At 56.0% G+C, this 13,124-nt stretch carries 9 protein-coding genes; 2 read left to right on the top strand and 7 right to left on the bottom strand.

The genetic code is table 11. From position 1 onward, the window contains the following. The first annotated feature begins 358 nt into the window (after positions 1 to 358). Positions 359 to 1,261 (top strand): sulfate adenylyltransferase subunit CysD, encoded by a 903-nt coding sequence (gene cysD, locus DFR45_RS08375; protein ID WP_241659456.1) that lies wholly within the window; start codon positions 359 to 361, stop codon positions 1,259 to 1,261. Continuing rightward, complete coding sequence (gene cysN, locus DFR45_RS08370; protein ID WP_114483262.1) at positions 1,261 to 3,171, top strand: sulfate adenylyltransferase subunit CysN; 1,911 nt, start codon at positions 1,261 to 1,263, stop codon at positions 3,169 to 3,171. The genes cysD and cysN overlap by 1 nt, the downstream gene beginning before the upstream one ends. Before the next feature lie 30 nt (positions 3,172 to 3,201). Here cysN and DFR45_RS08365 read toward each other — a convergent pair whose 3' ends face one another. The 7 genes from DFR45_RS08365 to DFR45_RS08335 are packed head-to-tail and all read right to left on the bottom strand — an operon-like array spanning position 3,202 to position 13,029. Next, positions 3,202 to 3,600 (bottom strand): GtrA family protein, encoded by a 399-nt coding sequence (locus tag DFR45_RS08365; protein ID WP_114483424.1) that lies wholly within the window; start codon positions 3,598 to 3,600, stop codon positions 3,202 to 3,204. A gap of 14 nt (positions 3,601 to 3,614) precedes the next feature. Beyond that, positions 3,615 to 5,483, bottom strand: a complete 1,869-nt coding sequence (locus DFR45_RS14365) for a hypothetical protein (RefSeq protein ID WP_144686948.1) — start codon at positions 5,481 to 5,483, stop codon at positions 3,615 to 3,617. Then, positions 5,484 to 6,236, bottom strand: coding sequence for an SDR family NAD(P)-dependent oxidoreductase (locus DFR45_RS08360; protein ID WP_114483261.1), 753 nt, complete (start codon positions 6,234 to 6,236; stop codon positions 5,484 to 5,486). 22 nt (positions 6,237 to 6,258) lie between these two features. Beyond that, entirely contained in the window at positions 6,259 to 7,638 is a 1,380-nt protein-coding gene (locus DFR45_RS08355) for an FAD-binding oxidoreductase (RefSeq protein WP_114483260.1), read from the bottom strand. Then, the gene (locus tag DFR45_RS08350; protein ID WP_114483259.1) at positions 7,632 to 9,062 is read right to left on the bottom strand and encodes a UbiA family prenyltransferase; all 1,431 of its coding nucleotides are present in this window, start codon (positions 9,060 to 9,062) and stop codon (positions 7,632 to 7,634) included. Before DFR45_RS08350 ends, DFR45_RS08355 begins: the two co-directional genes overlap by 7 nt. Before the next feature lie 27 nt (positions 9,063 to 9,089). Then, a complete protein-coding gene (locus tag DFR45_RS14360) occupies positions 9,090 to 10,853 on the bottom strand; it encodes an HAD family hydrolase (protein ID WP_144686947.1) in 1,764 nt (587 codons plus the stop codon). A gap of 34 nt (positions 10,854 to 10,887) precedes the next feature. Continuing rightward, entirely contained in the window at positions 10,888 to 13,029 is a 2,142-nt protein-coding gene (locus tag DFR45_RS08335; protein ID WP_114483256.1) for a glycosyltransferase family 2 protein, read from the bottom strand. Positions 13,030 to 13,124: the final 95 nt, after the last annotated feature.

The raw sequence follows: 13,124 nt of genomic DNA, 5'->3' as shown, positions 1-13,124 counted from the left end.
CCGCACACCCAACCGCCTGGTGTTGGACTGGGCCATAGCCCAAGCCCGCAAGCGACGTGATCGGGTGCTGCTTGCACAGATAGCTATCCTGCCCAGCGGGCAACCCTGCTTGCACGCCAATGACGCCCGCGGTGCACGATTTTGGGTACCAATGCCGCGCCTGGAACGAGAGGCAGCCCTACAAGCCATCACCGACTTGCAGCGCCACATTGGCAAACCCATCGCCGTATTTCCACACGGCGCCTTGGTGGCCTGCTTGCGTGGTGAACCTAACTTGCCAAACATCCAGCTCTGCCCCCAGGCCTACCAACCCGTGTTGCCTTCAGGGCTGCGCCTGGGCGGCAACCCCAAACCCGACCTGGCGCCGTCGCCCCATCTGAGGCGGCTGGAGGCCGAGAGCATCCACATCCTCCGCGAAGCCGTAGCGGAGGCCCAAAATCCCGTGATGCTGTATTCCATCGGCAAAGACAGCGGCGTCATGCTGCACCTGGCCCGCAAGGCCTTCTACCCTGCACCACCGCCATTTCCTTTGCTGCACGTGGACACCCGCTGGAAATTTCAGGAGATGTACCTGTTCCGAGACTTCATAGCCCGCGAAAGCGGCATGGACCTGCTCGTGCACACCAACCCCGAGGCTATCGAAAAAAACATCAACCCGTTCGACCACGGCTCCGCGCTGCACACCGACATCAGCAAAACCGAAGCGCTCAAACAGGCGCTTGACCACTACAAATTCGACGTGATTTTTGGCGGCGCCCGGCGCGATGAAGAAAAGTCCCGCGCCAAAGAGCGCATCTTCTCGTTTCGCACCAACACCCACCGTTGGGACCCGAAAAACCAGCGCCCCGAGCTCTGGAACCTCTACAACACCCGCAAAAAAGAAGGTGAGAGCATCCGCGTATTCCCACTGTCGAACTGGACCGAGCTGGACATCTGGCAATACATCTACCAAGAAAACATTCCCGTAGTGCCGCTGTATTTCGCCAAGCCGCGGCCCGTGGTCGTGCGGCCCGAGATGATCATGATGGTCGATGACGAACGCTGTCGCCTGCTGCCCGGAGAACAAATCGAAATCCGGAAAGTACGTTTCCGTACCCTGGGCTGCTACCCCCTCACCGGCGCCATAGAGTCCGAAGCCGAAACGATTGAAGACATCCTCCTCGAGACCATCAACACCCGCCAGTCCGAGCGCCAAGGCCGCAAGATCGACACCGACAGCGCCGGCTCCATGGAAAAGAAAAAACAGGAAGGCTATTTCTGATGGCGCGCCCCAAGAAAACCCCCACCCCGTCCTGCCCCCCCAAAGCAGCCACCGTCCGCGAATGGCTGACCCGGCAAGCCCAGCAAGACCTGCTGCGCTTCATTACCTGCGGCAGCGTGGATGACGGCAAAAGCACGCTGATTGGCCGCCTGCTGTGGGAATCACAGCAAATCTTTGACGACCAGCTGCGCACCCTGCAAGCCGATTCCCGTCGGTACGGCACCCAGGGCAACGACATCGACTTTGCCCTGCTTGTGGACGGCCTAGCCGCCGAGCGGGAACAAGGCATCACCATCGACGTGGCCTACCGCTTCTTCTCCACCCCCCGGCGCAAGTTCATCGTGGCCGACACCCCGGGGCACGAACAATACACCCGCAACATGGTTACGGGTGCCTCTACGGCCGATGTCGCGGTGCTGCTCATCGATGCCCGCCAGGGCATGCTCACCCAGACCCGCCGCCACGCCTACCTCGTGTCGCTGGTCGGCATCAAACACGTAGTGCTGGCCATCAACAAAATGGACTTGCTCGGCTACCAGAAAACCGTTTTCGACACCATCGCTGCCGACTTCGCCACCATTGCCGAAGCGCTCGGCTTCCAAAGCATCACGCCCATCCCCGTGTCAGCCCTCCAGGGCGACAACGTCACCGCCCGCTCCCCGCACACCGCCTGGTACCAAGGGCCCACGCTGATGGGCTGCCTGGAAACCATCGACATCCCCAAACCCAGCCAACACAAAGCCATATTCCCGGTGCAGTGGGCCAACCGCCCCAACGCCAGCTTTCGGGGCTTCAGCGGCACGCTCGCCGCGGGCCGCTTGGCATTGGGCGACGAACTGCGCGTAACCGCCTCGGGCCAGACGGCAACGCTCACGCGCATCGTGACCGCCGATGGCGACCTGAACACCGCCCAGGCCGGCGACGCAGTGACCCTGGTGCTCGATCGGGAGCTAGATGCCTCGCGCGGTGACGTGATCGCCCTGGCCGCCCAACCGCTGGAAATGACCGACCAGTTCGAGGCCACCCTGGTGTGGATGCACGACGAACCCGGCCTGCTAGGCCGCGCCTATGAACTGAAACTGGCAAACCAATGGGCCGGCGCCAGCATCACCAGCCTCAAATACCGCCTGGACGTGAACACCCAGGCGCACGAATCGTGCAAACAACTGGCGCTGAACGACATCGCCGTGGTCAACCTGGCATTGAGCAAGCCGCTCGTGTTCGCCCCCTACACCGCCAACCAGACGCTGGGCGGCTTCATCTTGGTGGACAAATTCACCCACGCCACGGTCGCCGCCGGCATGATCCGCCACAACCTGCGCCGGGCACAAAACGTGCACCGCCAAGCGCTCAGCATCACCCGCGAAGACCGCGAACGGCTCAACGGCCACAAAGGCAAGGTCATCTGGTTTACCGGGCTATCCGGCTCAGGCAAATCCACCATCGCCAACGCGCTGGAGAAAGAACTGCACGCCCAAGGCAAGCGCACCTACATTCTGGATGGCGACAACGTGCGCCAGGGCCTGAACAAAGACCTGGGCTTCACCGACGCCGACCGGGTGGAAAACATCCGCCGCGTGGCCGAAGTGGCCAAGCTGATGATGGACGCCGGCCTGATCGTAATGACCGCCTTCATCAGCCCATTTCGGGCGGAGCGGCAGATGGCCAGGGAACTGATTGGCGAAGACAACTTCATCGAGGTGTTTGTGGACACACCGCTGGAAGTGTGCGAGCAGCGCGATCCCAAGGGCCTATACAAAAAGGCGCGCAGCGGTCAACTGCCGAACATGACGGGGATCAATAGCCCGTATGAGCCACCCACGGCAGCCGCCTTAACCATCAATACGGGAGTCGTTGACGCCAAAGACGCGGTTGCGAAGATAAGCTGCCATCTGGCTGGGTGCAAATAGTGTCATTCTGAGATTCATGCAATAAAAAACTCAATCAACGGCCACAAAAACGAAACGTTTATCCATTTTATACTTCAAAAAATACCCCAAAGACAAACCGAGCAGCCCACCCAGATATCGCATCTGCTTTGTTTGAAAAATTTCCTGAAATCCAAACTCAAAAGCCCAAAAAATAACCGTCGTCAGAACGCCCATTGCGGAATATAGAACAAAGGTGCGGATATCATGCGCCGCACTCAGAGTGCGAAACCGAAAGATGTAACGCTTGTCAAGCCAATACTTGACCAGCAAGCCAATGAATGTGCCGACGAAAATCGAAAGCGTAATGGCATACACGCCATGATATAGCCGAACGAATACATCTTGGGCAAAGATGTTTGCAAAAGATGCGATTGCGGCAAATAGAATATAGAAGATCGTCAGGCGCATAAAGGCGGCAACCGTCAATCTAAAGAATAAACACCCCAATACGACCAAGCATAGTCGCAGGATGATTCGCAATTATTTCTAAAAATCAGCGTATCATTCGCAATATTATCCATATTCAACGACTTGCTGCGCCGCATGTCCTGCGGCGCCGTCTCGGGCTGTATGCAGTCATGAAATATGTTTGCTCCACTACTTTTTAAAAATAGGTCAAAACAGATGCCATGATGTTTTCCGGCGGCGCCTTCCCGTATCCCGTAAAAAAAATCAATTTTTGATTTATCCTTTGGCAACCTGATTGAAAGCTCAGATGGCGCATGGGCAAAAATATGATCGCCTTCGATTTGAACAAAGGGCGCCGTAACATTGGTGGACTGCATCATTTCCATCAAAATTTCTTTTGATTTTTTGAAATTAACGGATATTTTGGCAATGTCGGCGTTCGAAAAATATGGTGACTTCCGCAAAAGTACATAGCCAGGGAAGTTGAATCTTTCATCAGGGATATATGCGCGCTGACCTTCTAAGATTTCCGTAGATTGCTCATGCCCCCATCGCGGCTCATGACGCAATATATAGTCAGGTTGATACTTTTCGAACCAGCCGGTAAAATCTCTCCGGGCTATAAAGTCTGCATTGTATTTATTCGTCAATCCTAGTATGTCGATTATGTTTCTATCGGCATACCATCCTACGGTACCCACTTCCACCATGGCGACGGAGGCATTAGGTGGGGTATTGTTCTTTAACCATATCCCTATCTTGGCATAATCCTCCCTATTGCCCGTCGCAACAGATGCACTTGTTTGAAAGAAAAAATAAGCAACGCCGCACAAAAATACTCCAATAGCTCCCGCGCGAGCTAAACGCCCAAAATTACCGCCAATCCAACAGGCAAGGCTTTCGAGCGCCCGGGAAGAAAATAATATTCCAAAATAAAAGAAAGGCGCGTAATACCAGTGATAGTTTGGAATATTCATGAGTGAATAAAATGAGAAAAGAAGAAAAATAAAAATCAATGAATAAAAGGCAGCTCTTTTTCTTACTAAAATTATTGCACCAGCTGCAGACAATACAACAAATATCCACCTCACAATTTTGTTTCCAGAAAAGGCCATTTGATCCAAATACCCGCTATTCAAAAATATCCATCGCTCCCCCCAAAGACCTGATTTCCCTTGGCCAATTTTGGCGCTACCTGTTGCAGGCAAAGGGCTGCCGTAATAGATATAATTTATTACAAAAGGAACCAAAAACAATAGAGCAGCGGCAATGATAAATTTTAATGGCGGGAGTCTTTTTCTAGCCACTGCATCAAGCGCGAGTGGTAGGGCCAGAAAAACACCTTCACTTCTCGTATTAACCAAAAGCGCAAGGGCAATGACAAGATAATTGGACTGAATCTTGTATAAATAAAGCGATGCGACAATTAATGCAAGAAACAAAGTTGTTTCCATACCAAAGGTGAAGTAGAAATAGCCAAAACTGGCTACGGCGACGCTTGTTAACACCTTGCCGTAAATGGACTCAGAAAAAAGCTCACCACCAAGCGCAGAGGCTATAAATAAAAACAACCCCGACAGCGAGATGGATAAAATTTGTAAATTACTGACAACAAAAGACAGTAATAACGTAATATATGAATACAAAGGAGACGTGAGGCCATTAAATCGCTCCCCGGGGTTGTAAACCAACCCAAAACCATTCTGGAAGTTTTTGATGTATCGCAGGTAAATCAAGGCGTCATCTAGTTGAAAATATCGCCACCTGTACGAAAAAAATATTACCAAAATCAATGCCGGCACATACGTCAGCAAGCGAGTAATTTTTTTATTTTGCATATTCGTCACTTTAAATAATTGCGCATCAGCATCTTCCAGAGACATTTAAATACCCATCCGATTAAAAACCACCCTCGGCAAATGCCGCACCACCCACATGATAAGCGCCCACTTCCCCGGCGCATAAATCACCGTCTTGCCCTTGTCCGCCCCCCGCACGATGCACCGCGCCACATCCTCCACCGGCGCGAGCTTGGCGCCCTGGCCTTTGAGGTGCGCGGTCATGGGCGTATCCGTGGGGCCGGGCTTGACCAGCACCACCTTCACGCGCGTGGCGGCCAGGCGGTGTTGCAGGCCCTGCGCGTAGCGCGTGACCAAGCCTTTGGCGGCGCCATAGACGTAGTTGGACTTGCGCCCGCGGTCGCCGGCCACCGAGCCTATGAGGATCAGCGTGCCGCGGTCGGCGGCCTGCATCGGGCCTGCAAAAGCCTCGGCATACAGCGCGGGTGAGATGGCGTTGACTTCCAGCGCGTCGCGGCAGAGTTTCAGGTCTTTTTGGCACTCAGCCTGCTCTGGCAGTGCGCCATGCGCTATCAATGCGATATCGATCGGGCCTGGTGCCGTAAGGCGGTTGACCGTGGCCTGAATGGCCTCGGGGTCGAGAAAGTCGGCCGTCAGCACGTCGATGGTGGACTGCGCGCTGCGCACGCGCAGGTCGGCTGCCACGCGCTCGGTGCGCTGTGCGTCGCGGCCGATCAGCGTGAGGTGCGCCGGCCCTTGCTGTAGCCACAGCCGGGCGCAATGCTCGGCAATGGCCGACGTGGCGCCGACGATGACGATTCTTTTGGGGTCGCTCATTCAATGTCTCGATTCATTCCTGTCAACTTCCCATCAAACGACGCGACAGCGCCGAGCGGATGCCTGGGTCGCGGTAAGGCAAAAATTCTGGCAGGCGCGGATAGCCGGCTTCGAACAGTTCGCGCGGCATGCGTGCGTCCTTGGCCATGTAAAGGCGCCCGCCGGCTTCGCGCACGATGGCGTCGAGCTGCTCGAAGAGCTTGTGCGTGCGTGCGCCGCGGTTGGGAAAGTCGAGCGCCAGCGTCACCCCAGGTTGCGGAAAACTGAGCATGCCCACGCTTTGCCGCTTGCCAAAGGTTTTGAGCACGGCCAGAAACGAGCCTTCGCCCGCGCGCCGGATGGCTTGCAGCATGGCCTGCACGGCACCGTGCCCCACGGCGCGCGGCACCACGCTTTGGTATTGGTAAAACCCGCGCGGGCCGTACATACGGTTCCAGTCGAGCAGGTTGTCCAGCGGGTAAGAAAAGGGTTCGTAATGCACCAGGCTGCGCCCGGCCCGCCATTGGTGCAGGCGGTAGTACGCCGTATTGAAGGGGCGCAGCGTCAGCCGGTTGACGAGCGACACCGGCGGCACGAAGGGCATGCGGCGCTGGCGCTCGGCGGGTGGCTTAGGGGTGGGGTGTGGCGTGGTTTGGGCTGGGTTGGCGCGCAGAAAGATGCCGCGTGCGCTGCTTGACGTGCCGCCGGGTTTGTCTTGGCTGCCTGCCAGGCAGTCTATCCACGAGACGGTGTGCTCCCAGTCGGCCTCGGACGCATCGGCGAGGTGGAAGAACTCTTCCAAGCTGGTGTAGGCGATGGTTTCAGCCTCCAACCAGGGGCCGGCCACGCGGCGCAGTTGCAGCGTGGCCTGGGTGATGACGCCCGTCAGGCCCAGCCCGCCCACGGTGGCGGCAAACCAGTCGGGGTTTTGCGTGGGGCCGCAGCCCAGGGTGCTGCCGTCGGTGCGCACCAGGCACAGTTGCTGCACATGGTCGCCAAAAGAGCCGAATACATGGTGGTTCTTGCCGTGCACGTCGTTGGCGATGGCGCCGCCCACGGTGATGAGTTGCGTGCCCGGCGTCACCGGCAGCAGCCAGCCGCGCGGCAGCAGCGTGCGCTGAATGTCTTTGAGCAGCACGCCGGCTTCGCAGGTCAGCAGGCCGTTGGCTTCGTCAAAAGCGATGAAGTGGTTGAGCCCGGTGGTGCGCCAGAGCGTGCCGCCGGGGTTCAGCGCCACGTCGCCATAACTGCGGCCCATGCCGTGCGCGAGGCCCGGCCGGGTGCGCGCCAGCGTGGAGCCGACCTGCTCGGGTTGCGTGAGGGGGACGACGTGGTGTGGCGCGCTTTGCAACCGGCCCCAGGCGCTGACGGGCGTGCTTGTGGCTGGGGTGGGCGGTGGTGCCGCTGGCGCTTGCGTCACCATGGCCAGCCCACTGCGCCAGCGGCGATGATGGCGACGAACGCCACACCGGCGGCCAGGCTGGCGCGGTCTTTGACGGCGAAGACGAGCGGGTCATCGTGCATCTGCCCGCGCTGGGCTTGCAGCCACATCCAGCTGACCCAAAACAGCATGACCGGCACGGCGCCCCAGATGACTTGCGGCGCACGGTACAGGCGCAGCACCGCGTCGCTGTTGAGGTATAGCGCCAGCACCAGCACGCTGGCGTAGCCAGACACGATGCCCATGGTTTGCACGATCGGCGCGTCGGTGGTGTGGTAGCCGCGGCCGTGGATTTTTTGTTTGCCGCTCAAGACCTGCACTTCGAGCTCGGCGTAGCGTTTGACGAAGGCGAGCGAGAGGAACAAAAACACCGAAAACGCCAGCAGCCAAAACGACAGCGCCTGCCCTACCGCGGCGGCGCCGGCGACGATGCGCAGCGTGTAGAGCAGCGCAAGCGTCAGGCAATCCACCAGCACCAGCCGCTTGAGCCCCCACGAATACGCGCAGGTGAGCACGAAGTACGCGAGCAGCCAGGGCAAAAATTGCCCGCCTACGAAGGTGGCCAGCAGCAAGCTGGCAAGCAGGAGCAACGGCGCAAAGACCACGCCCTGCCATACCGGCATTTGCCCGGAAGCGAAGGGGCGCAGCCGCTTGCGGGGGTGCAGGCGGTCGCTTTCGAGGTCGAGCAGGTCGTTGGCGATATAGACCGACGAGGCGCACAGGCTAAAAGACGCAAAAGCCAGCAGCAGCGCCAGCCAGGCTGGGCCGTTGCCGAGCTGGTGCGCGGCCAGAAGGGGCACGAAGAGCAGCAGGTTTTTGAGCCACTGGTGCACGCGCAGCATGCGCCGCAAGGTACTTATGCCTGCGGGCTGCGGCGGGAAGACGTGCTCTACCTCTGCGATGCCTTGGGCTTTTTGCACGAGTGCCGCGTTGCCGTTGACCACGATGGCTTTGCGCGCCTGGGCCCACACGGGCAGGTCTGGCGCGGCGTTGCCTGCGTAGTCGAAGCCCCCTTGGCCGAAACGTTCGCGCAGGGCTTGCGCTTTGTGTGCGCCGGCGACGTTGGTGCTGCCGTCGCTGGCGATGACTTCATCGAACAGACCCAAATGGTCGGCAATGGCCTGCGCGATGGTGGCGTCTGTGGCCGTGCAAAGCACGAGTTTGCGGCCTGCGGCGCGCTGGCTTTGCAGCCATTCGAGCAAAGGCTGATTGTAGGGCAGTGCGGCGGGGTCGAAGCTGCTGCGCTGCGCTATGTGGCGCTTGAGCACGGCTTTGCCCCTTGCCAGCAAGAACGGCAGCCGCAGCAGCTGCAGCGGCGCGTCGCGCACCAGGCGCAGCGTGCTTTCGTGCAGCATGTCGGTGTGGATCAGCGTGCCGTCGAGGTCGATGACGAGGGGGATGTTCATCGCGTATATCCAGAACAATGGCCTCGTTCAAGCTGCATAAGACTTCAACGTGAGCGCAAGATTTTTTGAGCTGCCCCAGGCATCAAAATTTTTAACCTTCTCAAAAATATGAAAAGAGTCAACCTGTTGCTGTGTAATGTATTCAAGCAAAGGCTGTATGAGCATATTAGGCGAAATACACGTTGAAATGCGGCGCTGCATTGAGTAATAGTCAGCAGCGAATTTTTCGATTCCTCTCAGTATGTCGCACACATGCAGCGTCGTTTCTGCGGTGTCTCCACGCCCTGGATCATAGACGGGCTCTACACCGTCAATGCCCGGCAGGAGGCCGATAATGGAGTGATGCGGCGCACTAAAGCACATTTCAACGGCCAGTCTCTTTTCATATAAGGCGTTCACTATATTATTGCCGAATTCTTCCGAACGGATCATCGGCATCATTTTTTGCGATGCCATGCGCGCCCGGGTCTCTGCTGTTTGGGCCAAACAGAAATATAAGCCGGTCACGTCCAATTCCATGAATGGCTTGACGGCTTTTTCGAAAGCCTCTTGCGTCGTGCCGCGCCACCCCACATCCACCAAAGCAATGCGCGCGCCATCTTTTATGTCCGCACTCCGAAGATATTGATAAAGTGCACGCCGATTGCGGCGGCAAACCTTCAATATCTCCCACCGATAGAACTTAATGAAGTGCTCAAGCCTCGGCAGCAACGCCTGCGACACCACTGCATCATTACCCAATCCAAAATCTTGCAGAAGTTTTGCCGCGGGCACCGGCACACCAATGCGCTCCAGCAACTCGCTGGGTGACAAGCCTATGCTGCCGGAAAGCAAAAAAGGAATATAGGCATCGAAATTTTCATCGGTCATCGCTGCCAAAGAGAAGGCAGTGCGCGAGCCCATGAAATATAAAAACGGAGGCAAGCCATCGGGAGAGTGGTGGCGCGCTATTTTGTCCAGCAAAAATCCATCTCTGGCCAAAAATAAAACATGCTCAAATCCGGCTTTCAGGCTCTGCTTCTTGATCCACTCCAGGAAGCCGACCATGGCGGGGCCGCCATAAAGATAACCAAACTCCTCAAAGCTGCCGGCTTGAATTTCCATATGGCCCGCCGACTGCAACAAGCCATGCGCAACAGAGCTCGCCAGCGAAGCGGATTTATGCAATGCGCGATCCGCAGCGGGTACATAATGATGCGCCTTCAAGCCCTTTTCTTTTGCACGCTGAACATCACCCATTGGATTGTCGCCAATATGCAAAATGCTTGCATGCGCTACCTTTTGCTCCGCGGCAAGCAAATCAAAAAGCTCGCCAAAATCGCGCTTTGTCGCATTGCGATCGGCAGAAACATAAAGCGGCAGTTGCCCGATTCCATGCGTCACCAGTGCATGCTCAAAGAAATCTCGCGGTAAATACATGTCGGAGGTAACCACCGCACGCTTGCCGGCTGCAATGGCTGATTCAAGCCAGCTCACGACCTCAGCATTGGGCGCCAGAAGGGAAATTTCCAGCGCATATTCATCCGCCATCAAGACATCAGTAGGAACACTCGTTACTGGAAAACAATCGTAGATGTCTCGCAAGCTGATTTCACGTCTGCCATCCTTGATCATCCGCCGAAAGGCTTCTTGCTGCGCCGCCACGCGCATCTGCTTGAAATCTGGCAGACCATGCTTTTTTCCAATGAGATCAAAAACGGTTTCAGGAATTTTCACCCGCCGGAAAAAAAGCGTGTCAAAAAAATCAAACGAAATCAGTTCTGCCGAAGCCATCAAGGCATGAACATCCATTCCCGCCCTCCAATCTATTACTACTCGGTACGACCTAATTGACTCGACATGCCGGAATGTCGAAATTGATGCCGTTTGGATGGAAGTTGATGTTAAAAAATGGGTCGTACTGAAAATACCTCGGGTTGCGCGCATACAACGCACGCATTTCACGTTTCAGTCGAGACAGTTTTTCGGGGTCCATATGATCGCTGCCACGGCTCACCGATTCATGGTGGATCAAATGCACCGCCGGCACGACAACATTGTAAAAGCCCGCGGCATGCAATCGCATGCCAAAATCGACATCGTTATAGGCAACAGGCAAACTCTCAGCAAAGCCGTCCACCTGCATGAACTTGGCGCGCTCCACCATCAGGCAGGCTCCGGTCACGGCAAGCCAGTTGTATTCGAGCAGGTTGCGCATGAAATATCCGGGCGCATCGACATTGATGCGCAGCATGGCATGTGCAGGTCCTGTCTCCAGATTCACAAGTCCAGCATGCTGGACTTGTTTCCCGCCAGCGTAAAGCAGTTTGGCACCCACGGCGCCGACGTGCGGCAACTGGGCATATCCTCCCAAGCGCTCCAGCCAATCGGCTTGCAGCACCTCTGTGTCGTCATTCAGGAACAAGAGCAACTCTCCGCGCGCATGGCGTGCACCTATATTGTTCAGTTCAGAATAATTGAACGGTGCATCATGTCGCACAACCATGATTTTTTCATGTGCTTGCAGCGTCTCCAGATATGCCAGCGTGGCAGAATCTTTTGAACCATTGTCCAGCAGGATGATTTCAAAATTCTCGTATTGCGTCCGCGTGAAAATCGAGTCTATGCACTGGCGAAGAATCTTCTCATTGTCACGCGTGGGGATGATGATCGATATCAGCGGAGTGCCGCGCAGGGCATAAGCCACACGAAAATATCCTGGCACCTGCGCTACCGGCTCCACACGACCAGCCAAACCTCGGCGGGCAAGTGCGTCTTCACGCACTTTTTTTGACGACTCTAAAATATATGATTTAGCAGCAATATCAATTGCAGTCGAGCCTGGAATCATCCGCCAATGGTATAGCACCTTGGGGATATGACTGATGCGCGATGTATGCTCCACCAGACGCAGCACAAAGTCCCAATCCTGACAGCCATCGACTTCCGAGCGCAGGCCACCTACCGCTTTCTGGACACTGCGGCGCACACAGGACACGTGGCAAGTGAACATCGTGCTCATCATCGTGTCAGGGGACCAATCAGGCTTGAAATGCGGCTCGGTGAATTCACCTGTCTCGGTTAGTTTATCTTCGTCACTGTAAATAAAGTCGGGGTCTTCACGGTTGATGCAAGCTGCTAGTTCATAAAGACAGTCTGGCGTGATTTCATCATCATGATCCATGAAAACAATGTAATCACCGCTTGCCGCATCCAATCCCACATTAGTAGCGCCAGAAATTCCAGCGTTTTTTCCCAAATGAAGAATCTTGATGCGTTTGTCATCGACTCGCTCAAGCGCCGCGCGTGTTTCACGTGCAGGGCTGGCATCGTTGACCAATATCAGCTCCCAATACGGGTACCATTGCTTTTTTACCGATTCGATCGCGGCGGTCAACAAGGCCGGCGGCGTGTTATATGCCGGAACGACAATGGAAAACATGGGCTTGATTGCCATTTTTTCCAACTGCACATTCAGGTCTGCAGGCGCTGCCGGCTCGATATAGGTATAGCCCCCGTGCAAAACAGAGCCAGTGCCTATGCTCTGCCCGGCTTCGGCAGGGGGGGGGAGTGCTCTTTGTGAAACTGCATGAAGCAAACCTTCTTTTCTGCAGATTTGCACGGCACGCGCCATTGCAGCAGACAAACCTTCAGTTTTTGCTTTGGTATAGGCGCGACGCATAAGCAAACTGCCGCCACGGCTTGCCGCAGTCAGCCATCGTAATGGCTTGGTGATTCGCCAGCTTCTAGACGACGCATATTTTTGGATTGTCAAAGAGAGCAAGGCAACCTCGCGCTCTCGGTTTTTCATTCCCTCCTCTAATTCAGCGATGGCGTTTTTTTGGGCGGCAATCGTGTTGGCTAAATATGTAATATAAGCATCTATCGACGCAACCCTACCTTCGTTTTTACCGTATAGTCGATAATGCTCAGCTCCGGATATGAAATCACCGCGCGCTACCGCCGCTGCGACATCAGGGTTCACCATAAGATACTAAGCAATAAACAAAATTAGTTCACAAACCCGCATTCAGGATGCCTAAAGAATCCGCGAATGATGTCTGGCAATCCCTTCAACCTCTC

Origin of the sequence: Extensimonas vulgaris, assembly GCF_003337425.1 — a bacterium.
GTDB lineage: Bacteria > Pseudomonadota > Gammaproteobacteria > Burkholderiales > Burkholderiaceae_C > Extensimonas > Extensimonas vulgaris.
Note: the sequence above shows the minus strand (reverse complement) of the source record. Positions and strands in the feature narration are given on the sequence as shown.

Coding starts and splice junctions, on each gene's coding strand:
- cysN (WP_114483262.1), top strand. CDS start 1,261: ATGGCGCGCCCCAAGAAAACCCCCACCCCGTCCTGCCCCCCCAAAGCA.
- DFR45_RS08365 (WP_114483424.1), bottom strand. CDS start 3,600: ATGCGCCTGACGATCTTCTATATTCTATTTGCCGCAATCGCATCTTTT.
- DFR45_RS14365 (WP_144686948.1), bottom strand. CDS start 5,483: ATGTCTCTGGAAGATGCTGATGCGCAATTATTTAAAGTGACGAATATG.
- DFR45_RS08360 (WP_114483261.1), bottom strand. CDS start 6,236: ATGAGCGACCCCAAAAGAATCGTCATCGTCGGCGCCACGTCGGCCATT.
- DFR45_RS08355 (WP_114483260.1), bottom strand. CDS start 7,638: ATGGTGACGCAAGCGCCAGCGGCACCACCGCCCACCCCAGCCACAAGC.
- DFR45_RS08350 (WP_114483259.1), bottom strand. CDS start 9,062: ATGAACATCCCCCTCGTCATCGACCTCGACGGCACGCTGATCCACACC.
- DFR45_RS14360 (WP_144686947.1), bottom strand. CDS start 10,853: ATGGATGTTCATGCCTTGATGGCTTCGGCAGAACTGATTTCGTTTGAT.
- DFR45_RS08335 (WP_114483256.1), bottom strand. CDS start 13,029: ATGGTGAACCCTGATGTCGCAGCGGCGGTAGCGCGCGGTGATTTCATA.